The organism is Sorangium sp. So ce145 (assembly GCF_051525985.1).
GTDB lineage: Bacteria > Myxococcota_A > Polyangia > Polyangiales > Polyangiaceae > Sorangium > Sorangium cellulosum_B.
This window is the reverse complement of record NZ_CP150315.1, coordinates 8,820,889-8,843,931: the sequence shown is the minus strand read 5'-3', so window position 1 is coordinate 8,843,931 and position 23,043 is coordinate 8,820,889. Positions and strand designations below refer to the sequence as shown.

General features: G+C 72.8%; 13 protein-coding genes. 8 read left to right on the top strand and 5 right to left on the bottom strand.

Going from position 1 to position 23,043, the window contains the following annotated elements; all coding sequences use genetic code 11:
• Positions 1-19 precede the first annotated feature (19 nt).
• Together WMF34_RS32715 and WMF34_RS32710 are read right to left on the bottom strand one after the other, a co-directional pair.
• Complete coding sequence (locus WMF34_RS32715; RefSeq protein WP_437990271.1) at positions 20-2,326, bottom strand: Rv1355c family protein; 2,307 nt, start codon at positions 2,324-2,326, stop codon at positions 20-22.
• 73 nt (positions 2,327-2,399) lie between these two features.
• Entirely contained in the window at positions 2,400-2,828 is a 429-nt protein-coding gene (locus WMF34_RS32710; RefSeq protein WP_012239018.1) for a hypothetical protein, read from the bottom strand.
• A 614-nt stretch (positions 2,829-3,442) separates the two neighbouring features.
• Between WMF34_RS32710 and WMF34_RS32705 the strand changes: the two genes are divergently transcribed.
• From WMF34_RS32705 to preA, 5 genes are all read left to right on the top strand, one after another.
• Positions 3,443-4,891 carry a CoA-acylating methylmalonate-semialdehyde dehydrogenase gene (locus WMF34_RS32705; protein ID WP_012239017.1) on the top strand — a complete coding sequence of 483 codons (1,449 nt, stop codon included), beginning with the start codon at positions 3,443-3,445 and terminating at the stop codon, positions 4,889-4,891.
• A complete protein-coding gene (locus WMF34_RS32700) occupies positions 4,891-5,763 on the top strand; it encodes a nitrilase-related carbon-nitrogen hydrolase (RefSeq protein WP_012239016.1) in 873 nt (290 codons plus the stop codon). Before WMF34_RS32705 ends, WMF34_RS32700 begins: the two co-directional genes overlap by 1 nt.
• A gap of 78 nt (positions 5,764-5,841) precedes the next feature.
• Positions 5,842-7,245 carry a dihydropyrimidinase gene (gene hydA / locus WMF34_RS32695; protein WP_437990270.1) on the top strand — a complete coding sequence of 468 codons (1,404 nt, stop codon included), beginning with the start codon at positions 5,842-5,844 and terminating at the stop codon, positions 7,243-7,245.
• Positions 7,246-7,285: 40 nt separating this feature from the next.
• On the top strand, positions 7,286-8,683 hold the full coding sequence (locus tag WMF34_RS32690) for an FAD-dependent oxidoreductase (protein ID WP_437990269.1): 1,398 nt from the start codon (positions 7,286-7,288) through the stop codon (positions 8,681-8,683).
• A gap of 3 nt (positions 8,684-8,686) precedes the next feature.
• A complete protein-coding gene (gene preA, locus WMF34_RS32685; RefSeq protein WP_012239013.1) occupies positions 8,687-10,075 on the top strand; it encodes an NAD-dependent dihydropyrimidine dehydrogenase subunit PreA in 1,389 nt (462 codons plus the stop codon).
• 67 nt (positions 10,076-10,142) lie between these two features.
• On the opposite strand, the gene WMF34_RS32680 is transcribed toward preA, so the two are convergent.
• On the bottom strand, positions 10,143-13,760 hold the full coding sequence (locus WMF34_RS32680; RefSeq protein WP_437994679.1) for a DNRLRE domain-containing protein: 3,618 nt from the start codon (positions 13,758-13,760) through the stop codon (positions 10,143-10,145).
• A 355-nt stretch (positions 13,761-14,115) separates the two neighbouring features.
• Between WMF34_RS32680 and WMF34_RS32675 the strand changes: the two genes are divergently transcribed.
• A complete protein-coding gene (locus tag WMF34_RS32675; protein ID WP_012239011.1) occupies positions 14,116-14,634 on the top strand; it encodes a hypothetical protein in 519 nt (172 codons plus the stop codon).
• Positions 14,635-14,655: 21 nt separating this feature from the next.
• Here WMF34_RS32675 and WMF34_RS32670 read toward each other — a convergent pair whose 3' ends face one another.
• Entirely contained in the window at positions 14,656-15,879 is a 1,224-nt protein-coding gene (locus WMF34_RS32670; RefSeq protein ID WP_437990268.1) for a hydroxymethylglutaryl-CoA synthase family protein, read from the bottom strand.
• A 395-nt stretch (positions 15,880-16,274) separates the two neighbouring features.
• On the opposite strand from WMF34_RS32670, the gene WMF34_RS32665 reads away from it, so the two are divergent.
• Positions 16,275-17,582, top strand: a complete 1,308-nt coding sequence (locus tag WMF34_RS32665; RefSeq protein ID WP_437990267.1) for a hypothetical protein — start codon at positions 16,275-16,277, stop codon at positions 17,580-17,582.
• Between the two features lie 371 nt (positions 17,583-17,953).
• Here WMF34_RS32665 and WMF34_RS32660 read toward each other — a convergent pair whose 3' ends face one another.
• Positions 17,954-21,877 (bottom strand): serine/threonine-protein kinase, encoded by a 3,924-nt coding sequence (locus tag WMF34_RS32660; protein WP_437990266.1) that lies wholly within the window; start codon positions 21,875-21,877, stop codon positions 17,954-17,956.
• Positions 21,878-22,465: 588 nt separating this feature from the next.
• Between WMF34_RS32660 and WMF34_RS32655 the strand changes: the two genes are divergently transcribed.
• The gene (locus WMF34_RS32655) at positions 22,466-23,017 is read left to right on the top strand and encodes a hypothetical protein (protein ID WP_012239007.1); all 552 of its coding nucleotides are present in this window, start codon (positions 22,466-22,468) and stop codon (positions 23,015-23,017) included.
• Positions 23,018-23,043: the final 26 nt, after the last annotated feature.

The window sequence follows — 23,043 nt, the reverse complement described above, 5'->3', positions numbered from 1 at the left end:
GCGGCGCCGCGCCGGCCGGTCAGCGCACGACGAGCACGTCGTCGACGGGGCGGCGGAGGGAGCGCGCCGACACGGGGCCCGCGAGCGACAGGCGGAAGAGCAGGACCTCCGCGGTCGCGTCGTCGACGTCGAACAGCCGGAGATAACGCTCCCGGAGCCCGGTCGCGGCCTCCGCGGTCTCCGCGTCGAGCCCCTCGCCGCGGCCCCGGATCAGCCGCGCGAACAGGTAAGGCAACGTCGTCATCGGGTAGACAGCGATGCCCAGCTGCGTCGCGGTGAGCCACGCGCGCTCGACCGCCCTGCCGCCCTGGAAATAGTCGGTGAGCCGGGCGCGCGGCAGGGTGATCAGCCCGACGGCCGCCGCGCAGCGGATCGCCTTCTGCGCCATCCTCTCGAGCCCCCGGCCGCCGCCCCAGCGCCGCACGAGCTCCAGGGCGCGGTAATCCCGGCAGATCTTGAACCCCGCGAGATCGGTCGGCGAGAGCTCGAGCGTGCCGACGAAAAGCCCGTCCCGGCGCGCCTCGGCCTCCGCCTCGGTCCAGCGGACCTCCCGCATCATGTCGGCGTGGGTCTGCCTCGCGAGCATCCGGAGCCGATCGCCGGCGCCGATGAGGGCGCCGATCTCGTCGAGCTCCGCCGGCGCCTCGAGCAGCCCGAGGCGCGCCCCGGGGATGGACTCGACCGCGGCGCGGAGGGCGGCGCGGTGCTCCTCCGCGAGCGGCGCCCGCTGGCCAGGGCGCCGGTTCGTGTGCCGGAGCCCGATGGCGTCCGCGAGGCCATCCATGGCGTGCTCCTCGGCGCCGGGGGTCGGCGCGCCGAAGAACGCGAACGTGGCGGCCAGGTCCTCGTCGCCCTCGCGCGGGAACGGCGAGACGCGCACGCTGAGCCCCTCGCGGTGCGCCGCGAGGACGACGTTCTCGGCGGCCGCGCCGAGCGCGACCACGCCGCCCGCGCCCTGGAAGTCGGCGAGCGACTCGGAGCGCGCGCGGTCGTGGAACAGCCCGAGGCGACGGCCCTCGTGGACCCAGAGCCAGGGCTGGCAGTTGCCGCCCGAGGGCGCCGCGACGCCCGCCTCGACGAGCCGCCGCAGCCGCGCCGGGTCGAGCGCGACGGCGCCGGCCTCGGCGGCCGGGAGCGGGCCCGCCGCCGCGGCGAGGGCAGGGCCCGGCGCGCGCGGCGCGCCCGCGGCGGCGGGCTCCCCCTCGGGGCCGCTGATGAGCTCCTCCAGGTCGACATAATACCGGCCTGACCGCACCGGCTCCCCGAGGGCGATCCGGCGCGCCGTGTCCGCGGCCGCCGCCCCGCCGTGGACGACCGCCGACCCGAGCTGAGGCCATGTGCTCACCGACTGCTGCACCTCGATGAGCGACGCGCGGAGCCGGAGCGAGATCGCGTCTTGCCCGATGATCTGCATGACATAAGGCACCTTGTCCTCGGTCGACAGGCCGCGGACGCGCTCGGGCGTGAGATCGCCGACGAGCCCGTGGAGGATCGGCCGATCGCCCTCCAGATCGAAGCGCTCGACGTCGATGAGCCCCCGGTCGCTCGTCTCCATCACGACCGGTATGCGGCGGGCGCGCGCGCTCGCGCGGAGCAGGAGCTTGATATCGAGGCTGTCGCACTCGTCCACGAGGACATCGAGCTTGCCCCCGTCGAGCAGGAAGCGCTCGATATTGTCCTCCGTGACCCCCTCGGGGAAGCACGTCACCTGGAGGAACGGATCGAGCTCGGCGATCTCGCGCGCCGTGGCGACGACCTTCGGCAGGTCGAGGTTGTGCGCGCCGGTCCGGATCCTGTTCAGGTTCGAGAGATCGAGGTGGTCGAAGTCCGCGAGGCGCAGCTCGCCGGCGCTCCGCTCGAGCGCGATGGTCATCGCCACGGACTGCCCCACCGAGAGGCCGACGACGCCGATGCGCCGGCGGGCGAGCGCCGCCTGCTCCTCGCCGCTGATCTTGTGCTTGTTCCGGTCGGTCCGCAGCTCGACGAACTCGGCCTCATCGAGCAGGTGCACGAGGCGGTGCGACCACGGATAGTAGACCCAGACTCCATAGGCCTCGACGGGGGCGCCGTTCAGGTGCTCTCCCACGAGCCGCGCGACGTCCCGCTCACCGAGGCGCTCCCGGGGGTGGCGGGTCTTCACGAGATCGGCGAGCTGCCGGTCGATCGTGTCGAAGATCTCGATCCGGGCGTCGTCGTGGAGCAGGCGGCCGAGCCCGTCCGCGTCGTCCTCGCGCGCCGGGCGGAAGAAGCGGGGTCGCCACGCGCCGTTCGGGGCCCCTCGCGCCTCTCGCGAGGAGATGAGCTGCTGCCAGCGGGTCGTGTTCATCGCGGTGGTCCGGTCCCCCTCCTACCACCCCCGCGCCCCAGGCGTCGCCACGATCTCCCCGGCGGCCCCCGGGTCAGCGCGGCGCGCGGGACGGCCGGCCCTCGATCTCGAGTCTCATCTTCGTGACCTTGTGTTGCACCTCGGCGGCCTCGGGCCCGGTGATCTCCAGATAGCGCAGCGCGGCCACGACGTCGCTGCCCCGGAACGCCTTGACCCGCGGGTTGAACCAGCTGAGCGCAGTCCCGATCTGCCGGACGAGGAGCGCGTCCGTGCAGATCGCCACGGTGAGCGCGGTCTTGCTCACGTAGTCGTTGATGGATGCCCGCTGTTTCGCGTTGGGTCCCCCCCCGGCGGTCACCACGAGAGTCTTCGTGCAGGTGGGCGGGAGACTGCCCGCCGCCTGCATATACGATTCCCATTCCTCGTCGCTCGGCGGTTCCCTGCCGTGGACGGCGATGAGCACGTGCTCCGTCGTGTCGAACAGCATGCTGGGCTTCGTCATCGTCTCACCGAGCGCGCACCGATCTTACGTCTGCGCACCGCCGAGCCGCCAGCGCGCACAGCCATCCCCTGGGATAGTCGTGCGCCTGGCCACCGGGCAAGGATCCGCGAGGTCCATGGGGTGCACCTAGGACGGTTCGATCGACGCAGCAACGACCACGAGCGACTTTCGATGCGGTGCTCCGGTGGACGGGCCGCGCCGCGCTTCGGCGCGACTCCCTCGTGGCGCGCGCGGCGGCGAGGGAGTCGCGCCGGGCCGGCTCGACGTGGGGCCTCGGGGCGGATGGAGTCGCTCGAGCGGCAGGGTCCTCTCGTTCGCGTCGTTCGCGCGGCCCACCCAGGGCATACCCGAGTTATTTCCAAAGTATTTCATGACGTGGTGCTGGGCAGTTGCACTGTGGGCCGCCAGCTGCTCTGTGGTCTATACTACGGGATGTGCGCTGGGGATCTTCCGTAGGCGGGTGCGGTGCGCGTCGCACCGAGGCTTGACGGATGGCCCCCACCGCATGTAGCGCTCGATCGGTGGGCTGTGATGCCCAGCAGCCAGGGGCGGCGCCCGGCCTGTTGGTCGGGGCTGCCGAGTGACGACCTCGCCGGGGGGAAAGGTTTTTCACGATGCGTGTGCTGGAAAACTTCGTCGGCGGAGCCTGGTCTCGAGCCTCGGGGGCGACGCACCTCGAGGTGAAGAACCCGGCGACCGGGGAATCTCTTGCGGAGGTGCCCCTCTCGACGGCGGCCGACGTCGACGCGGCGGTGAAGGCCGCGCAGGCGGCGTTCCCCGGCTGGAGCGCGACGCCGCCGGTGCAGCGGGCGCGCTACCTCTTCAAGCTGCGCGAGATCTTCGACGCCCATCGCGACGAGATCGCGGCGATCTGCACCGCCGAGCACGGCAAGACGCTGGCCGAGGCCCGGAACGATTTCGGCCGCGGCATCGAGAACGTCGAGCACGCGGCCGGCATCCCGGCCCTCCTGATGGGGCAGGGCCTCGAGGACGTCGCGTCCCGGATCGACTGCCACACGATCCGCCAGCCGCTCGGCGTCTTCGCGGCGATCACGCCGTTCAACTTCCCCCCGATGGTGCCGCTCTGGTTCTTGCCGTACGCGATCGCGACGGGCAACACGTTCGTGCTCAAGCCGTCGGAGCAGGTCCCGCTCTCGCAGCAGCGCATCTTCGAGCTGATCGAGCAGGTCGGGCTGCCGCCCGGCGTCGTGAACCTGGTCCACGGCGGCCGCGACGTCGTGAACGCCTTCTGCGCGCACAGGGACATCGCGGGCGTCTCGTTCGTCGGCTCGTCGGCGGTCGCGCGCCACGTGTACAGGAGCGCCGCGGAGGCGGGCAAGCGGGTCCAGGCGCTCGGCGGGGCGAAGAACTTCCTCGTCGTGATGCCGGACGCCGAGCGGCGGATGACGGTCGCCAACGTGGCCGAGTCCATCTACGGCTGCTCCGGCCAGCGATGCCTGGCCGGCAGCGTCGTCGTGTGCGTCGGCGACACCTACGAGGCCGTGCGCGACGGGCTCGTGCGCCACGCGAAGGGGATCGTGCTCGGCGACGGATCGAAGCCGGGCGTGACCATGGGCCCGGTGATCTCGGCGGCGCACAGGGACCGGGTGCTCTCGTACATCAACCAGGGCGTGGCGGAGGGGGCGACGCTCCTTCTCGACGGCCGGGACGCGAGGGTCGACGGGTATCCGGACGGCAACTGGGTGGGGCCCACGGTCTTCGACGACGTGCGGCCAGGGATGGTGATCGCGACCGAGGAGATCTTCGGGCCGGTCGCGTGCCTGATGCGGGCGAACGACCTCGACGAGGCGATCGCGATCGCGAACCGGAGCGAGTACGGCAATGCGGCGTCGATCTACACGTCGAGCGGCCGCGCGGCGCGCGAGTTCCAGCACCGCGTGGGCGCCGGGATGGTCGGCGTGAACATCGGCGTCGCGGCGCCCATGGCCTTCTTCCCCTTCGGCGGCCAGAAGGGCAGCTTCTTCGGCGATCTCAAGGCGCACGGCCCGACGGCCATCGACTTCTACACGGAGCGCAAGATCGTCATCACGAGGTGGTTCTGATGGCAAGGAACGTACTTGGCGGGCTGATCCAGTGCTCCACCCCGATCGGCGACGACGGCGCCTCCGTCATGGCCATCCGGGACGCGATGTTCGAGAAGCACCTTTCCTTCATCGACGAGGCGGGGAAGAGGGGTGTGCAGATCCTCTGTTTGCAGGAGGTCTTCAATACACCTTACTTCTGTCCTTCGCAGGACGCGAAATGGTGCGATGTGGCCGAGCCCGTCCCCGGCCCAACGGTCGAGCGGCTCGCGGCGTACGCCAAGAAGTACAAGATGGTGATGATCATCCCGATCTACGAGCGGGAGATGGCGGGCGTCTACTACAACACGGCCGCCGTGGTCGACGCCGACGGCACGTACCTCGGCAAGTACCGGAAGACGCACATCCCGCACACGAACGGGTTCTGGGAGAAGTTCTTCTTCAAGCCGGGGAACCTCGGCTATCCCACGTTCCAGACGCGGTATGCGCGGATCGGCGTCTACATCTGCTATGATCGCCACTTCCCGGAGGGGGCGCGGCTGCTCGGCCTGAACGGCGCCGAGATCGTGTGGAATCCCTCGGCGACGGTCGCCGGGCTCTCCCAGTACCTCTGGAAGCTCGAGCAGCCCGCGCACGCCGTGGCCAACGGCTACTTCATCGCCGCCTCGAACCGCGTGGGCACCGAGGCGCCGTGGAACATCGGCAAGTTCTACGGGACGAGCTACTTCTGCGACCCGCGGGGCAGCTTCCTCGCGACGGGGAGCGAGGACAAGGACGAGCTCGTCGTCGCCGAGATGAACCTCGACCTGATCGAGGAGGTGCGGAGGACGTGGCAGTTCTACCGCGATCGCCGGCCCGAGACGTACGGCGAGCTCACGGAACAGCTGCCCTGAGGGCCCGGGGCGGCGGGAGGGCGGCCGCCGCCCCCCGGAGGGGACCCGCCGCCCGGCGCTCACCCGCGGAGGAGCAACATGGGCATCCTGATCAAGAACGGCGAGATCATCACAGCGAGCGACCGGTTCGTCGGCGACGTCTACTGCGAGGACGGGAAGATCGCCGCGGTCGGCGCGGGCCTGTCGAAGGAGCGCGCGGGGGACACGGTGATCGACGCCTCGGGGCAGCTCATCTTCCCCGGCGGGGTCGACGCCCACGTGCACATGGAGCTGCCGTTCATGGGGACGGAGAGCTCCGATGATTTCGAGACCGGCACGGCGGCGGGCGTCGCCGGGGGCACGACCTCGATCATCGATTTCGTGATCCCGGCCCGAGGGCAGGCGCTGCTCGACGGGCTCGCGATGTGGAACGAGAAGGCGAAGAAGGCGGTCTCCGATTACGCCTTCCACATGGCCGTCACCTGGTTCGGCGACGATACCCTCGAGGAGATGGCCGTCTGCACGCGCGAGCACGGCATCCCGTCGTTCAAGACCTTCATGGCCTACCGCGGGGCCATCGGCGTCGACGATCCGGAGCTCATCCAGGTGATGGAGGCCGCCAAGGGCCTCGGGGCGCTCGTGACCGTGCACGCCGAGCACGGCGACGCGGTCGTCGCGCTCCAGAAGAAGCTCCTGAAGGAGGGCAAGACCCACCCGCGGTACCACGCGCAGAGCCGCCCCGCGCCGATCGAGGGCGAGGCGACGGGGCGCGCGATCATGCTCGCCCGGATGATCGGCGAGCCGATCTACATCGTCCACCTCACCTGCAAGGAGGCGCTCGCCGCGGTCACCGAGGCGCGGAGCCGCGGTCAGGTGGTCATGGCCGAGACGTGCCCGCAGTACCTCCTGCTCGACGACTCGGTGTACGAGAAGCCCGGCTTCGAGGGGGCGGTCTACGTGATGAGCCCGCCGATCCGGCCGAAGGGCCACCAGGACGCGCTGTGGGCCGCGCTCTCGTCGGGGCTCATCCAGACCGTGGCGACCGACCACTGTCCCTTCAACCAGGTCGGCCAGAAGGACATGGGCAAGGACGATTTCTCGCGGATCCCGAACGGCGCCGCCGGCATCGAGAACCGCCTCGCCCTGCTCTGGACCTACGGGGTGCTCGAGGGGCGGATCGACGTCCACCGCTTCGTCGATCTCTTCTCGACGCAGCCGGCCAAGATCTTCGGCCTGTACCCGCGCAAAGGCTCGATCGTGCCGGGCGGCGACGCGGATCTCGTGGTCTTCGACCCGAAGGGGACGAGCACGATCTCCGCGAAGACCCACCATCACCGGTGCGATCGGAGCATCTTCGAGGGCTTCGAGGTGAAGGGGAAGCCGACGCACGTCATCGTCAACGGCCGGGTCCAGTGCGTGGACGGCAAGCTCGACGTGGAGCGGGGCGCCGGGCGCTACCTCCCGCGCCGGCTCGGCCCGACCCAGGGAGCCCAGGCCTTCTAGTCACCACACACCATTCGAGAGGAGCCGCGCGAGCGCCAGCATGACCCGAGCCCCGATACGCCTCTCAGCCCTCCCGTCCGGCCGGATCGAAGAGCGATTCGAGGACAAGAGCCCGCGTTACACCGACGCCGAGGCGATCGCCGAGGCGAACCGGTGCCTCTATTGCGTCGACGCGCCCTGCGTCAAGGCGTGCCCGACGGCGATCGATATCCCGAGTTTCATCCGGAAGATCGCGGGCGGTCAGGTGAAGGGCGCGGCCCGCACCATCCTCACGGCCAACCTGCTCGGCCAGTCGTGCGGGCAGGCCTGCCCCGTCGAGGTGCTCTGCGCGGGCGACTGCGTCTACAACGCGTGGGGGCGCGAGCCGATCGCGATCGGCCGCCTCCAGCGCTACGCTGTCGAGTCGGCCCTCGCGCGCGATCCGCGGATCTTCCGGGCGAAGCCGCCCACCGGCAAGAGCGTCGCGCTCGTGGGCGCGGGGCCCGCGTCGATCGCCGCGGCGGGCTACCTCGCCCTCGAGGGGCACCGCGCCGTGATCTTCGAGCGGAAGGCGATCCCCGGCGGCCTGAACACGCTCGGGATCGCGCCCTACAAGATGAAGGGGCACGAGGCGCTCCACGAGCTCGAGTGGGTCCTGTCGCTCGGAGACATCGAGCTCCGCGCCGGCGTCTCGGTCGTCGCGCAGGCGGCCGGGCCGGGGGAGGTCTCCGCGCGCGACCTGGTCGCGGAGTACGACGCGGTCTTCCTGGGGCTCGGCCTGGGCGCCGACGCGCGCCTCGGCCTCCGCGGGGAGGACGGCGACGGCGTGGTGGGCGCGACAGCGTTCATCGAGCGGCTCAAGGCCGACCCGGGCCTCGACCTCGCGGGCGTGCGGCGCGCGGTCGTCATCGGCGGCGGCAACACGGCGCTCGACGTCGCCCACGAGCTGGCGCTGCTCGGGGTCGACGTGGCCGTCGTGTACCGCCGCTCCGAGGCCGAGATGTCGGGCTACGCGCACGAGCTCGAGGGCGCGCGGGTCGCCGGCGCGCGCCTCGTCGAGAACCGGGTGCCGGTCGAGGTGGTGCGCGAGGGCGGCAAGGTCGTCGCGCTGCGGATCGCGCCCGCCGACGCCGGCGCGCGGGGCCCCGCGCCGGGGCCGGCCGGAGAGGAGCTCCTGCCCGCCGACCTCGTCGCGGTCGCGATCGGGCAGAGCCGGGCGACGCAGGTGGCGCTCGCGTTCGAGGGGGTGGTGCTCGACCCGAGGGGGCGTGTGGTGGTCGACCCGGCGACGCACCGCACGGGCAACCCGAAGGTCTACAGCGGCGGCGACTGCGTGAACGGCGGCAAGGAGGTCGTCAACGCGGTCGCCGAGGCGAAGATCGCCGCGCGCGCGATGCATGAAGCGATGATGACGCAGGCGGGCGGCGCGGCGCCCGTGCCCTCACCGCAAGGGAGCTGAGCGATGGCCGACCTCTCTATCGACTTCGCCGGGATCAAGAGCCCGAACCCGTTCTGGCTCGCCTCGGCGCCGCCGACCAACACCGGAGATCAGGTCCGGCGCGCCTTCGACGCCGGCTGGGGCGGCGCCGTCTGGAAGACGCTCGGGAACCCCATCGTCAATGTGTCGAGCCGGTTCGGCGGCATCGACTACGGCAACACGCGGCTCATGGGGCTCAACAACGTCGAGCTCATCACCGATCGCCCGCTCGACGTGAACCTCAAGGAGATGCGCGAGATCAAGCGGCGTTACCCGGGCCACGCGCTCATCGCCTCGCTGATGGTCGAGACGAAGGACGAGTGGCGCGAGATCATCCGCAAGGCCGAGGACACGGGCGCCGACGGGCTCGAGCTCAACTTCGGCTGTCCGCACGGGATGTGCGAGCGCGGCATGGGCTCGGCCGTCGGCAACGAGCCGGCGGTCCTCCAGGAGATCGCGCGCTGGGCCGTCGAGTTCGCGACGACGCCGGTCATCGTGAAGCTCACGCCCAACGTCGGCGACATCCTGGAGCCGGGCGAGGCCGTGCTCCGCTCCGGGGCGCACGGCGTCTCGCTGATCAACACGGTCAAGTCGCTCATGGGCGTCGATCTGGAGCGGATGGTCCCGCTCCCGCGGGTCGGCGGCGCGTCGACGAACGGCGGGTATTGCGGGCCCGCGGTCAAGCCGATCGCGCTCCACCTGCTGAGCCAGCTGGCGCGCCACCCCGGCGTCGGCCGGCTGCCCATCTCCGGCATCGGCGGCATCTCGAACTCCCGCGACGCCGCCGAGTTCATCGCGCTCGGCGCGACGAGCGTCCAGGTCTGCACCGCGGTGATGCACTACGGCTACCGGATCGTCGAGGAGATGATCGAGGGGCTCAGCGACTGGCTCGACGATCACGGGATGCGCTCGGTGAACGAGCTGCGCGGCAGGGCGATCCCCCAGGTCCAGGAGTGGGGCGAGCTCGACCTCTCGTACCGCGTTGTCGCGGACATCAGCGCCGACAAGTGCATCGGGTGCCAGCTCTGTTACGTCGCCTGCATGGACGGGGCGCACCAGTGCATCCACCTGCCGGGGAGGACGGAGGCGGAGGCGCGCGCGGCGGGCCACACCCACCTCCCGAAGGTCCTCCCGGATCGCGCGGTGACGGCGGATCCGAGCGGGGACGCGGCGCCGTCGCGGGTCCCGTTCGTCGACGAGGAGGAGTGCATCGGCTGCAATCTGTGCGCGCTTGTGTGCCCGGTGCCGGGGTGCATCACGATGAGGGAGGTGCCTTCAGGCAAGCCCCCCGAGACGTGGAACGACCGTGTCCAGAAGGGGACGGACTTCGTGCCCGGCGGGCTGGAGTCGACCGCACGCGCGCGGAGCTCGTGAGCCCGGGCTCCTGGCCAGGCGGCCAGGAGCCCGCGACGACCGCGAGCGCGCCGGGGCGCTGCCCGGGCTACGGGGCGAGCTTGACGACGATCGCGTCCCCGCGGTCGTACGTGCCCACGCCGATCACGTTGCCGGCGCTGTCCACGGCCAGATCGAAGATATCGCCGCGGTCCGCGCTGCCGATCGGGTCGACCGACCACAATACGGCGCCCGACGGCGAGAGCTTCGCGATCGCGCCGGGCGGGTTGATGAACACGTTGCCGGCGCCGTCGAGGGCGACGGCAGGGATGCCCCAGGTGTTGGAGAGCAGGCCGAGGCCCGTCGTATCGACGCTCCACAGGGGCGCGCCCGAGGCGGTGAGCTTGGTCACGGTCGTGCCCAGGGCGACGATCAGCTCCCCGGACGGGGTCGCGGCGACGTCCGCGTCATCCGGCGTGCCGGAGACGACCTGGCTGAAGACGTGATTCCCTGCCGCGTCGAACTTCGCCAGGTACATGCCGTGAGCCGTCGGCGAGCTCGCCAGCGGTCCGCCGCCGAGGTCGAGCGCGCCGGAGAAGCGGCCGAGGACGATGACATTGCCCGCGCCGTCCACGGTGACGCTCGCAGGGTCGCTGTCGTACGGGTCGCTCGCGAAGGTCCTGATCCAGATCGGCGCGCCCGCCGCGTCGAGCTTCGCGACCAGGAGATCGCTGCCCGGCCCGCCGGCGAGGGGGCCGGTGCCGAGATCGACCGTGTCCCACACGACGCCGGCGAGCGCGGCGCCCGCGCCGGCGCTGGCGACCTTGACCTGGCCGAGGCCAGCGGCCTCCGCGAGGAGATCGCCCGCCGCGGTGAACCGCTGCAGGCCGGAGTTCGAGCCCGCGATCAGCTCGCCGGTGTCCGACGCGGCGAGGCTCAGGAAGGTGCTGCCGCCGAGCGGGCGCTCGTCCCACACGTGGTTCCCCGCGGCGTCGAGCTTGGCGAGGAACTTGGTGTTGAACATCTCCATGAGCGTCGGGTCGCCCTGCCCGACGAAGTCGATCGTGCCATAGGCGTAGCCGCCGAAGATCACGCTGTCCGCGCTGTCGACCGCGACGGCGCGCGCGCGCATCGACTCGTGCCAGCCGTTGACGAAGCGCTTGCTCCAGAGGACGCTGCCGGGGGCGCACGGGGCGCAGCTCGGGCCCCCGCAGTCCACGCCGGACTCGGCGCCGTTCCGGATGCCGTCCTCGCAGGTGTCGTGATAGCAGACCGTGAGCGCCGGCCGCTCCGCGGCGCTCGCGCTCTCGCTGCTCCGCAGGGTGCTCCGGGTCACCGCGGCCTCCTCGATCAGCACGCCGTGGTTGGCGAGCTCGCCGCTCACCCAGGCCTGCGCGAGCGCGGTCACGTCGACGTTCCGGAAGCCGGTGGTGCCGGAAGGACCGCCGGTGACGAAGGAGGCCTCGATCGCCGGATCGAAATGGCCGCCGCCGCCGAAGTTGCCCCACGTGACGCCCGACTCCGTCCACGCGGCGGTGGCCCGGTGGACGCGCACGGTGCTGCTCTCGATCTTGTACGTCTGGTACAGCGACAGCGTCGCCGAGGCGATCTCCGCGCTCGCCGGGACGCCGGCGAGGTCGAACCGGAGGAGGCTCCGCCGGACGCCGCCCGTGCCGGTGCCCGTCGAGAGCGTGGTGCTCGCGCCGTCGTTCCACGTGGGCGACACCTGCCAGAGCGTCGCGTCGGCCACGTCCCCGCCGAGGCCGCGCCGGAAGGTCACGCACCGCGGGTCGCACGCGTCGCCGTGCCCGTCGGCGTCGGCGTCCACCTGCGACGGGTTCGCGGCGGCAGGGCAGTTGTCGTCGTCGTCGACCACCCCGTCGCCGTCGCTGTCCTGCGCGAGCTCGAACGCGTACGCGGGAGAGCCCGCGATGACCGAGCTCCCCGACACGGCGACGGCCTTGCCGAAGGCGCCGTCGGTCGGGCCGTCGCCGGTGAGCCTGCCCTTCTCGATCTCGATCCACTCGCCGCTCGCCGGCGAGAACACGTACGCCGCGCCCGCGTCCGGCTGATCGACGCGGTCGGCCAGGATCGCGCCGGCGACCGCCATGCTGCCGGAGAGCGCCACGGCGCTTCCCAGGCCGTCCCCCGTCCTGCCGTCGGTCGCGATCAGCCGGGAGTCCTGGCGCCAGCCGCTCGCCCCGCGGTCGAACACGTAGGCCAGGCCGCGCCCGAGCTCGTACCACGGCATCGGCGGGCTGAGGACGCCCGGCGCGCCCACGAGGATGCGCCCGCCCGAGATCGCGACCGAGCTCCCGAAGCGGTCGAATGCCTGGGGCGGGTCCGCGGCGAGCCGGTGCGCGCCGCCCCAGTCGCTCGCGTCGAACACGTAGGCGGCGCCCTCGCCGTCGCCTTCCCACCACGACGAGTCGCCCGGCGAGCCCACGACCACCGTGCCGCCCTCGATCGCGACGGGCGGCGCGCTCCAGGCGTTGGCGCCGGCCGGGGCGACGAGCTCGACCTCCTCGCTCCAGGCGCCGCCGCTGCGGGAGAACACGTAGGCCGACGTCTCGGCGGAGAGGACGGCCCGGTCGCCGTCGACCGCGACCGCCCCGCCCGCGGGGTTCGACGACCCGCCGCTCGCGACGAGCTTGGCCTGCTCGGACCACACGCCCCCGCTCCGCACGAACACGTAGGCGGCGCCCGCGCCCCCGGTCCCCCAGGGCGCCCCGACCACGGCCGTGTCCGCCGAGATCGCGACCGAGGCGCCGAATCCGTCGCCCGCGGCCCCGTCGCCCGGGACGAGCCTGGCTTGTTGCGTCCAGGCGCCGCCGCTCTTCACGAACACGTACGCCGCGCTCCCGGGCGCCCCGACGATCGCGGTGTCGCCCGACATGGCGATCGCGTCGCCGTTCAGGTGGATCGGGGTCGAGCCGTCGACCGCGATGAGCGCCGCCCGCTCCGAGGCGGCGAGCGGATCCACCGTCACCGGGTACGCGGCCCCGGCGGTGTCCACGCGCAGCGACAGCGTGCGCTCGTCGACGCCGAGCTCCATCCACGCGGGAAGCGTCCGCCCCGCGGCGTCGGTGGCGTGGAGATCCGTGTACCGCATCGCCACCGCGCCGGACGCCTCGCGCAGCGCGACCCCCTCGCCGCCGGCGAGCGGCGTCGCGCGGAGATCGCCGCCCAGGGCGAGCTCGATGACGAGGTCCTGGTCCCCGGGGGCGAGGCAGGGCGGCGCCCCGGGCACCGTGAAGCCCTGCTCAAGCCCGAGCGGCCCGTTCACGTACCACTCCACGAGCCCCTCGCCCGGCGATGTGCCCTGCCGGCGGAGCTCCACGCGGTTCTTCGTGGCGCTCGGGGCCGCGCGCGGCGCCTCGCGCAGATCGCCCGCGCAGCCGTACCGGGCGGCGGCCATCGAGAAGCTCCACCGCGCCTCGCCTTCCGGGGCGATCCGCACGCCCGACGCGCTGAAATCGGCCGCGAGCCGGTGCGCCGGGTTCGGCGCGCGCAGGCTCGCCTCGTTCCCGCCCGGTGACGCCTCGATCACCCGGTAGCCCTCGGGCGCCGACGCCTGCACGGCCGCGATGTACGCCGCCCGCAGGCGCGCGGGGCCCAGCGCCGTGTCGGGCGCCGCGGGCGCCGCCGCCGCGCCGTCCATCGACGGCGCGGGGTCTCGCGGCGCCTCGGTGGAGGCGCAGCCCCCCACCATGGCGGCTGCGGCCATCACCTGTCCCATCCTCCCCATTCGATCTCGCATAGGCTGGATCTCCCTCTGGCTGGCGCTCCTCCGCGCAGGCGCGCCGGGCGCCGGAGCGCTCCGCGCCGGAGGGCAGCGAGCTCGCGGCGCCTCATCGCAAGGTCCGCGCCCTCGCCGCGGACGGGGGCCGCGCCCTCGCCGCGGGCGGGGGCCGCGCCCTCGCCGCGGGCGGGGGCCACGCCCTCGCGATGGACGAGGGGCGCAGCCGCCGCCGCGCGGCCCGCGTTTGCGAGCGACGCGCGGCCGCGTCCGATTTCGTGACACGCGCGGCGCGGTGACCGGAACAAACAACACGGAGGGCAGGAGCCCTCGCTGGAGGAACATGGTCCCGAAAGACGCAGCGACGATCACCCCGCGGCATCGCGGTCTCACGCCGAACGCCCAGGCGAAGCAGGGGCGGGCGGGCATGTCCGATCACGAGGAGCGGGCCGAGCTGCTCGCCGAACATCGCCCGGAGCTCGCGCGCCTGCTGCAGAGCCTCCCGGCCCGCAGCAGCGCCCCCGCGCCGCTGACGGGTTATCTCCTCTCCTTGCGAGAACCGACGGGCTACCTCATCGCGATCGGCCTGCAGCAGCGCGACCCGGCTCTCGAACCGGAGCGCATGCTCCGCGACGCCCTGGCCGCGGGCGAGCGCGCGCCGATGCTGGTCGGCGTGATGGCGCGCTCGGCGATGGCCGAGAGCCTCGCGCCGCTCGCGCCGGTCACGCGCGCGGTCGCCGCGCGCCTGAAGCGGCCGGCCCCCTCCGGCACGCTTCGGGTCGTCGTCGCCGCGGCCGGCGGGGCGGAGCTCTTCACCGTGAAGCTCTCGGAGCTCACGTCCCCCTCGTCCGGCTCCGGCTGAGCGAGCTGCCCGCTCCGGCGCTCACTCGTTCGCGTAGACGCGCCGCTCGCTCGAGTCGAGCCCCAGGTACGCCACCCGGCTGTCGAGGCTCGCGCCCCCGCGCTCGGCGCCCTCGGGCGCCGGCCGGCGGTCGGCGGCCTCGTCGCCCTGGCGCAGCGCCTCGTACTCCGCGACCGAGGCGCGACGGCACCCGTCGAGCGGGGCGTCGATCTCGAGGGCGGCCACGAGCGCCCCGGCCTCCGGTCCGATCCTGCCCGCGAAGAACTCGGCGCAGCAGCCCGAGCCGTAGCTGAACAGCCCGACGCGCTGCCCCTCGAGCGCGCGGGCCTCCGCGTTGAGCAGGGACGCGAGCGCCAGGTAGAGCGAGCCCGTGTAGATGTTGCCGATGCGCGACGGCAGGTCGAGCGACGGCTCCACCTCGACGGCGAAGCTCTCGTCGGCGGCCTGCTCGGTCAGGCCGTCCATCGCCAGCCGGTGGCGGTGGGCCTTGCGGGCCATCTTGCCGTAGGGGACGTGATAGCAGGTGCGCGCGAGGGGATCACCGTCGCCCGCCACGCGGCGCCAGTCGCCGTAGGCCCCTGCGAGGGCGTCGAGGTAGCACTGCACCGAGTAGTGGCCGTCGACGAGCGCCTCCTTGTGGTGGAGCGGCCGCCAGAAATCGTAGACGTCGCGCGCATACGTGCCGGTCTGGCCGACCTCGATCTCGACGAGGCGCGGGCGCTCGCGCACGAGCAGCGCCACGGCGCCGGCGCCCTGGGTGGGCTCGCCCGCGGAGCCGAGCGCGTAACGCGCCACGTCCGAGCACACGACGAGCGCGGCGCGGCCGCGGGCCGAGCCCGAGGCGATCCAGTCCACCGCGTTGAGGAGGCCCGCGGTGCCCCCGAAGCAGGCGTGCTTGGCCTCGAAGACCCGGCACGCGCTCGGCAGCCCGAGCAGGCCGTGGAGGAAGGAGGCCGCCGGCTTCGCGTGGTCCACGGCGGTCTCGGTGCCCACGACGCAGAGCCCGATGTCCGCGGGGCTCGCGCCCGACCGCTGGAACAGCCGGCGGGCCGCGTTGGCGCCGAGGGTGATCGGATCCTCGTCGGGCGCGGCGATCGCCATCCGGCGGGTCCCCAGGCCGGTCAGGTACTTGGAGGGCGCGATGCCACGCGCCTCGGCGAGCTCGGTGAGCTCGACGAAGCGGCGGGGGACGGCGAGCGCGATCGCATCGATGCCGATGCGAGGAAAGTCATGACGTAGGCTCATACCTGCATCCTAGGGGCGCATTGTGCAGAGACCATCCAGCCCACGCGGAGCGTCCGAGGAGCCGAGGCGCCCGACGCGCCGCGGCGCCGCGGCGCCGCGTTCCAGCCGGCGCCCTCGCTTCGCGCTACGCGTGGAGCGTGGCCACGTGGCCGTGCCCGCGCCTCCATCCACCGCGCCTCGCCGTGCGCACCACGTGGAATGACAAAGACGCTTCCATGACACATGTCATGGAACAGCCTCCGAGAAAAATCGCGGTCAGGTCAAAATCGTCACCACATCTCGTTGCAATTGTGCAATCTGAAATAGCGCGTTCATGCGCCCTAGCGGTCGAGGTTCATGTGAAGCTCTCCCGGTCTACCATGTTGGTTCCGCTTCTTGGGTTGGGTGTTCTGGTGATGACCGGCGCCGCAGGGTGCTCCTGCAGCTCCGGGGCGGAGGGCGATGCGGGCGCGACGGCTGGAGCGAACGTCGGTGGAGCCGGCGGCACGGGCGGGGGCGGCGAGGGCGGCGCGGGCGGGAGCGGGGGCGGGGGCGGCGAGGGCGGTGACGACGGCGGGATGATCGGCAACGGCTCCAGCGGCTCCAACACGGGTGGCAGCGGCCCCGTGACGCCCGATACGGCCTGTGTCGCCACGGTCGCAGAGGCCACGCTCACGAAGCGGCCGGTCGACATCGTGTTCGTCATCGACAACTCGCCCAGCATGGCGAACGAGATCATCAGCGTACAGAACAACATCAATGAGAGCTTCGCCTCGATCATCGGCGAGAGCGGCATCGATTACCGCGTCATCATGATCTCCGCGCACGGCGCTGCGGAGGTCGACGATTCGATCTGCGTCGGCGCCCCGCTCAGCGCCGCGAGCTGCACCCCGGTGCCGGAGGCGCCGGGGAACAACCCGCCCGTCTTCTACCATTACAGCCACGAGATCAGGAGCAACGACGCGCTCTGCGTGCTCCTCGGAAGCTACAACGGCGGCCTGCCCGACCAGCACGGCGTGGCGCCGTCCGGGTGGTCGGAGTGGGTGCGCGAGGACTCGTTCAAGGTGATCACCGTGATCACCGACGACCACGTGGGCTGCCAGTCGACGCACCTCCCCCGCAACATCTATATCGACGACACGCGGCAGCCCTGGGAGGAGGTCGCCACGGACTTCGAGGAGCTGCTGTTCGGCCTGGATCCGGCGGTCTTCGGCGACGCGACCGCGCCCAACTACGTCTTTCACAGCATCGTCGGGCTCCACGAGAACACGACCGTTACGGACGCCTACGCGCCCGACGCGGACGTCGTCGAGGAGACGTGCGGCACCGCCGTGGCGCCGGGCACGGGCTACCAGACGCTCAGCAAGCGGACGGGTGGCCTCAGGTTCCCGCTCTGCCAGACGGACTCTTATGATGTGGTGTTCCAGGCGATCGCGGAGGGCGTCATCACGGGCGCGGTGGTCGCGTGCGAGTTCGAGGTGCCGGACTCGCCGCCGGGGGAGATCATCGACCTCTCGACCGTGGTCGTCCAGTACACGCCCGGCGACGGGAGCGAGCCGCAATCGTTCGCCCAGGTGGCGAGCGCGGCAGCGTGCGCCCCGGGCTCCTTCTACATCGAGAACGACATGATCTCGCTCTGCCCCGACGCGTGCCGGCTGGTCCAGGACGACGCCATGGCGGCGGTCGACGTCCTCTACGGCTGCGATCCCGAACCGGCGCAGTGAGCTCGTCGGCCGGGCGGCGGCGCCGGTGAGCGCGGCCGCCGCCCGCTTTGCGCGGGGCGCTCGACTCGCAATCCGAGCCCGCCGCGCAGCCCTTGCTGGTCTTGCACGGCGGGCACGCCGGGTTGTCGTCGCGCGGCGCGGCGCCGCCGCCGCAGTCGGTGTCCGTCTCGAGGGGAATCAGAATGACGGACGACCTGAGCATGGAGCTGCCTCCCTGTGTTCGAACAGGAGGTCAGAGATAGAGGCTCAGCTTACTTGCGACGTCTCCTGTCCCGGGTGACAAAAAGATGCTCCCCCTGAGGGCCGGAATCACCGCCATGTGGGCTCCCCCGGACGCCGTGATGGCCTCTCGCCACAGGGCGGCTGACGCTTCAGGGCGCGTGTCCGTCGAGCCAGCCTTGCGCGAGCTCCAGGATCCGCGCGTTGTCGGGGACATCGCGCAAGAAGCGCTCGCGCCAGACGGGATCGCCGATCCTCCCGGCCCGCACGAGCAGCCCGTTGCGGGCCAGGGCGATGGCGCCCTTGGCCTCGGCCATCTGGCCCGTCGCGGCCAGCGCCTCGGCGTGGACCAGGCGCACCAGCGGGCCCTCCTCGTCACGGTGGCCCGACTCGAGCAGGGACAGGGCCTGCGTCGTGGCGGCGAGCGCCTCTCCGGCGCGCCCGAGATCGAGCAGCGCGCGCGCGCGCGCCGCGATGGCCGCGGGGAGCCGCTCCGGCACCCCCCGCGCGAGCGCCTCGGCCGCCTGCGACTCCGCCTCGGCGAGCGCGGGCTCGCCCGCGAGGAGCAGGACGCGCGCGAGCTGGAGCCGGCTCTCGCACTCCCGCCGACGGTCGCCGCGGCGCGTGAGCGCCTCGATCGAGCTCCGCAAGGCCGCCTTCGCCGCGTCGACCTCGCCCGCGTGGGCCAGCGCGAGGCCGAGGTTCTGCAGCGCGTTCGGGACCCGGTCGTCGAGCGCCATCCGCTCCGCCTCCTCGAGCCCGGCGCGCAGCACCCCCGCCGCCGCCTCGAAGTACCCGAACTGGACGTAGCAGAGGCCCATGTTGAGCCGCGCGCGGCACGCCTCGCGGCGATCGCCGATGTCCTCGAACGCGGCGAGCGCCGCGCCCATGCTCGCGATGCAGGCGCTCGGATCGCCGTTGTGCTGCCGGAGGAGCCCGTGCAGGTAGAGGAGCTTCGCCTCGATCATGAGATCCGCGGCCGACGCGTCCTCCGTCGCGCGCTCGACCGCGTCGATCAGCGCGTCGACGCACGCGTAGCGGCCGCCGAGCAGGAGCACGATCGCCCCCTCGAGCAGGCAGGCGTTCCTCGCGATGCGCGCGCCGTCGAGCGGCTCCGTGCCGAGGACGACCATCATCCAGCGCTCGACGCGCTCGTAGTGGCCCTGCTTGTGCCCCGCCCCCGCGAGCTGCGTGAACGCCGAGAACCACGCCACGGAGCCCGGCACGAGGTGCCGCGTCGCCTCGATCCCGCGCTGCTCCGCGAGGGCCGGCTCGCCGCGCCAGAGCAGCGCCTCGGCCTCGACCAGGCGGAGCGCGCCCACCGCGGCGGGATCCGGCCTGCAGGCGATGCCGCGCTCGGCGCAGGCGATCGCCTCGGCGAGGTCGTTGCCGCGGAGCGCGTTGTCGGCCGCGCGCAGGTACCACTCGGCGGCCTTCTCGGGCTCCTCGCCGCGCTCGAAGTGCTCGGCGAGCGCCCTCGGATCGCCCTCGCCGGCGGCCTCGAGGAAGCTGCCCGCGAGCGCGTGGCCGATGCGGAGGTCGCGCGCCGTCAGCATGCCGTAGGCCGCCTCGCGGACGAGCGCGTGGCGGAAGCAGTACTCCGCGTCGTCCCGCGGCCGCCCCTCGCCCCGCCGCACGATCACCTCGCGCCGGAGCAGCTCCGCGAGGACCTGCGCGATGTCGGCGCTCCCGAGGAGCGCCGCGACCGCGCTCGACCTGAACGTCTCGCCGAAGATGCTCGCCGCCCTGAGGAGCCGCCGCGCCTCGGCGTCGAGCGTCTCCAGCCGCGCCTGCACCATGGCCACCACCGTCTCCGGCTGGCCCTCGCTGTTGCCCTCGGCGGCCGCGCGGATCTGCTCCTCGAGGAAGAACGCGTTGCCGTCGGCGCGCTCGACGAGCCTCCCCACGAGGTCGTGCCGCGCGTGCGCGCCCAGCGCCTCGCGCACGAGCCGCTCGCTCGCGCGGCGCGGGAGCGGCGTGAGGTGGAGCTCGTGGGCCAGCCGGCCCTCCCAGAGCTTCGGGAAGAGCCGGCGCACGTCGGGCCGCCCCAGCGCCAGCACGAGCAGCGGCATGTCCTTGAGCTGGCGCAGCGCCTCGTCGACCATCGTGACGGTGGGGAGGTCGCCCCACTGGAGATCCTCGAGCACGAGGAGCACCGGCCCCGCGCGGCACGCCGCCCCGAGGAAGCCCTCCCAGGCGTGGCGGAGCTGGTCGCCCATCAGCACGGCGTCGCGCCGCGCGAGCCGGAGCTGCACGTCGTGCTCGTCGGGAAACGGCGCGCCGACGAGCTCGCCGAGGAAGGCCGCGACGCGGGGCGCGTCGGTGCCCCCGTACTGCTCCACGCGGCTCCGGACCTTGCGCTGCCGCGCCTCCAGGGGCTCGCCGTCGGCGACGCCGAGGGCGTCCCGGAGCGCGCTCGCGAGCAGGCCGAAGGCCGCGCCGGCGCCCATGGGGTCGCCCTGGCCGATCCAGACCTCGATCCTGTCTCCCCGCTCGCGGAGCTTGCGGATGAGCTCTTTTCGCAGGCGCGACTTGCCCATCCCGGCCTCGGCCGTCACGAGCACCGCGCCCGCGGCGCCCTCGTCGATGCAGCGATCGACCTCGGCCACGAGCATGGCGAGCTCGCGCTCGCGGCCCACGTAGGTGGTCGGCTTGCCGAGCAGCTGCGCGGTCCGCTCGTCGCGCGCCCCGTGCAGGACGCGGCCCGCGGCGTCCTCGGTGACGTCGAACCGCATGCCGATGAGGCCCGCGGTCACCTCGTCGATGCGGACGCCCGCGGGGAGGGCGCGGTCGTCGTGGGCGGCGAGCATCTGGAAGGCGCGGTCGATGAGCTCGCCGACGGGCACGCGCGCCGAGAGCTCCGCCCGGCCGGTGGCGAGCGCGACGGGCGCGCCGCCGAGCAGCTCCTGCAGCGCGAGCGCGCACCGGGCGGCCCGCGCCGCGAGGTCGGTCGGCGCGCCCGCGCCGGACAGCACGATGAGCGGCGAGCGGCCCTCGAGGAGCTCGAGCTCGCCGCGGTACTGCTCGGCCACGTCGTGCAGCTGCCAGAGCTCTGCCTGGCGCGGCTCCGCCGCGGCGCTCGTGTTGCCCCAGCGCGGCTCCGCCGCGCTGCTTGCGTTGCCCCAGCGCGGCTCCGCTGCGCTGCTTGCGTTAGTAGCGCGCTCGCGGGTGACCACGAGGCAGGTCACGCGTCGCTCGCCGGTCGTGAGCTCCACCGCGCGCGGCGGGAAGGAGCGGGGCCCGCCGACGCTGCTCTCGGGCGCGCCGATCGTGGCGAGCTCGGCCGCCACGGCGCTTCCATCGGCCGGCCGGTCCAGCGGGGATTTCGCCAGCATGCGGGCGACGAGATCGTCGAGCGCGGCGGGGGTGCCGGGCCGGAGGTCGCGCGCGCGGGGCGGCTCCTCGAGGAGGACCTTCATCAGCACGGCGAGCCCGGCGTTGCCCTGGAAGGCGGCGCGGCCGGTGAGGCAGCGGTAGAGGATGCAGCCGAGGGCGAACACGTCGGCGCGGGCGTCGACGCTGAGCTCGCCGCGCGCCTGCTCGGGGGCCATGTACCCGGGCGTGCCCAGGACGAGGCCCGCGGCCGTGAGCGGCTCGTCGGTGACGGCGCGGGCGAGGCCGAAGTCGATGAGGTGCACGCGCTCGAGCGAGCCGCCTTCGAGCAGCAGGTTGCTCGGCTTCAGGTCGCGGTGGACGAGCCCGAGCCTGTGGATGGCGCCGAGCGCCCTCGCGACGTGGAGGCCGAGCTCGAGGGTCTCCTCGAGGGTGAGGCCCTGGCGGATGACCCGGTCGGAGAGCGTCTCGCCGTCGAGCCACTGCATGGCGAGGTACGGCTGTCCCCACGCGGTGGCGCCGTGCGCGACGTACCGCACGACGCCGGGCACGCGGGCCGCTGCGAGCGCGTGGGCCTCACGCCCGAAGCGGACGAGGTGCTGCGCGCTCTCGGTGGTCAGGAGCTTGATCGCGACCGCCTCGCTCGTCTCCTGATCGCGGGCCCGGTAGACCGACCCCATCCCGCCTGAGGCCGCGAGGTGCTCGATGCAGAACCGGCCGTCGATGATGTCTCCTGCCTGCATCGCTCACCGAGGCCCCTGACGAGGAGCCTCGCCGGCGGGCAGCCTGCCAGCGAGGTGAGCGCTGCGTCCAGTGCTCATTGGAGCGCGCGCGTCGCGGCCAAGCAGGCGTACGTTTTAAGGAAAATCCCGATCGGGATGGGCGGCCGCGCGAGCCCGAGCGCGGGTGAGCGCGACAGGAGAGCCGGCGCGACGGGCGGGGCGGCGCGACAGGCGCCTTCGCGGCGCTCAGGGTGGGGCTGCCAATGGACGCTTCGAGCGTGAAGAAGGGCGGGAGGAGCGACTCGTCCCTCGTTGGCGCTCAGGGGCGCTGGCCGCGCTTGCTGAATGAAGCGTCGATGACGGACCCGTCGTTGCGCGTCATGGGCGCAATCGGTCAGAGCGAAGCGATGCACATGGAGCGCCGCTGGTGCGGCGATCGACATGGCCGTTCGTGCGGCAGAGAGTATATCCGAGGGACATCCGGTACAGGGCAGAGCCTGAGTGTCATCGCATGGCGCCGCGCGCAGGCGCGGCTCTCGGAGACCGGCGGCGCCTGGCGTCTGCTCGTCCGAGCCGGACGTGCGCTGTTTTCTGGAGAGGGGGTGCAGTATGAAGACGTTCGGCTTCGCGGCGATTCTGACCACGATGTGCGCGCTTGCGGCGTGTTCCGGCGATGACGGAGCTCGCGACGCGGGCGGCCCGGGCGGTGCAGACGGCCAGGGCGGCGCGTCCGGCGCGACCGTTTCGATTGCGGTCTCATCGACCGCGGGGGAGGGGGGCGCGGCGGGGGTGGAGGGCGAGGGGGGCGCTGGCGGAGGCAGCGAGTGCGCCGGCGCGACCGGAGACGCGTGCACGGAGTGCTGCATCGATGCGCACCGGGCTGGGGCTGGCGCGCTCCTCGCGTTGACGATCGGGTTCTGTGGCTGTGAGGCCGGCGCTCCGTGCGCCGCCACGTGCGATACGGCGGATGAGGCGACCGATGCCTGTGTGGAGGAGGGGGGCGTCGACGTGGCGGCGCTGCGGGACAACGCTGAGTGCATGGAGTGCATGGCGGCGCTCTCTGCGGACGCCGCCTGCTACGCCTCCAGCGGGGACGACTGCATGCAAAGCGAGGAGTGCGAGGCGTTCGTCCTGTGCTCGAGCGGGTGCTCCGGGAGCTAGTCCATACCTCACAGGGGGGCCGCTCT

Excerpts from the sequence above, each read along its gene's own strand:
- WMF34_RS32715 (WP_437990271.1), bottom strand. The coding sequence starts at position 2,326 with ATGAACACGACCCGCTGGCAGCAGCTCATCTCCTCGCGAGAGGCGCGA.
- WMF34_RS32710 (WP_012239018.1), bottom strand. The coding sequence starts at position 2,828 with ATGACGAAGCCCAGCATGCTGTTCGACACGACGGAGCACGTGCTCATC.
- WMF34_RS32705 (WP_012239017.1), top strand. The coding sequence starts at position 3,443 with ATGCGTGTGCTGGAAAACTTCGTCGGCGGAGCCTGGTCTCGAGCCTCG.
- WMF34_RS32700 (WP_012239016.1), top strand. The coding sequence starts at position 4,891 with ATGGCAAGGAACGTACTTGGCGGGCTGATCCAGTGCTCCACCCCGATC.
- hydA (WP_437990270.1), top strand. The coding sequence starts at position 5,842 with ATGGGCATCCTGATCAAGAACGGCGAGATCATCACAGCGAGCGACCGG.
- WMF34_RS32690 (WP_437990269.1), top strand. The coding sequence starts at position 7,286 with ATGACCCGAGCCCCGATACGCCTCTCAGCCCTCCCGTCCGGCCGGATC.
- preA (WP_012239013.1), top strand. The coding sequence starts at position 8,687 with ATGGCCGACCTCTCTATCGACTTCGCCGGGATCAAGAGCCCGAACCCG.
- WMF34_RS32680 (WP_437994679.1), bottom strand. The coding sequence starts at position 13,760 with ATGGCCGCAGCCGCCATGGTGGGGGGCTGCGCCTCCACCGAGGCGCCG.
- WMF34_RS32675 (WP_012239011.1), top strand. The coding sequence starts at position 14,116 with ATGGTCCCGAAAGACGCAGCGACGATCACCCCGCGGCATCGCGGTCTC.
- WMF34_RS32670 (WP_437990268.1), bottom strand. The coding sequence starts at position 15,879 with ATGAGCCTACGTCATGACTTTCCTCGCATCGGCATCGATGCGATCGCG.
- WMF34_RS32665 (WP_437990267.1), top strand. The coding sequence starts at position 16,275 with ATGACCGGCGCCGCAGGGTGCTCCTGCAGCTCCGGGGCGGAGGGCGAT.
- WMF34_RS32660 (WP_437990266.1), bottom strand. The coding sequence starts at position 21,877 with ATGCAGGCAGGAGACATCATCGACGGCCGGTTCTGCATCGAGCACCTC.
- WMF34_RS32655 (WP_012239007.1), top strand. The coding sequence starts at position 22,466 with ATGAAGACGTTCGGCTTCGCGGCGATTCTGACCACGATGTGCGCGCTT.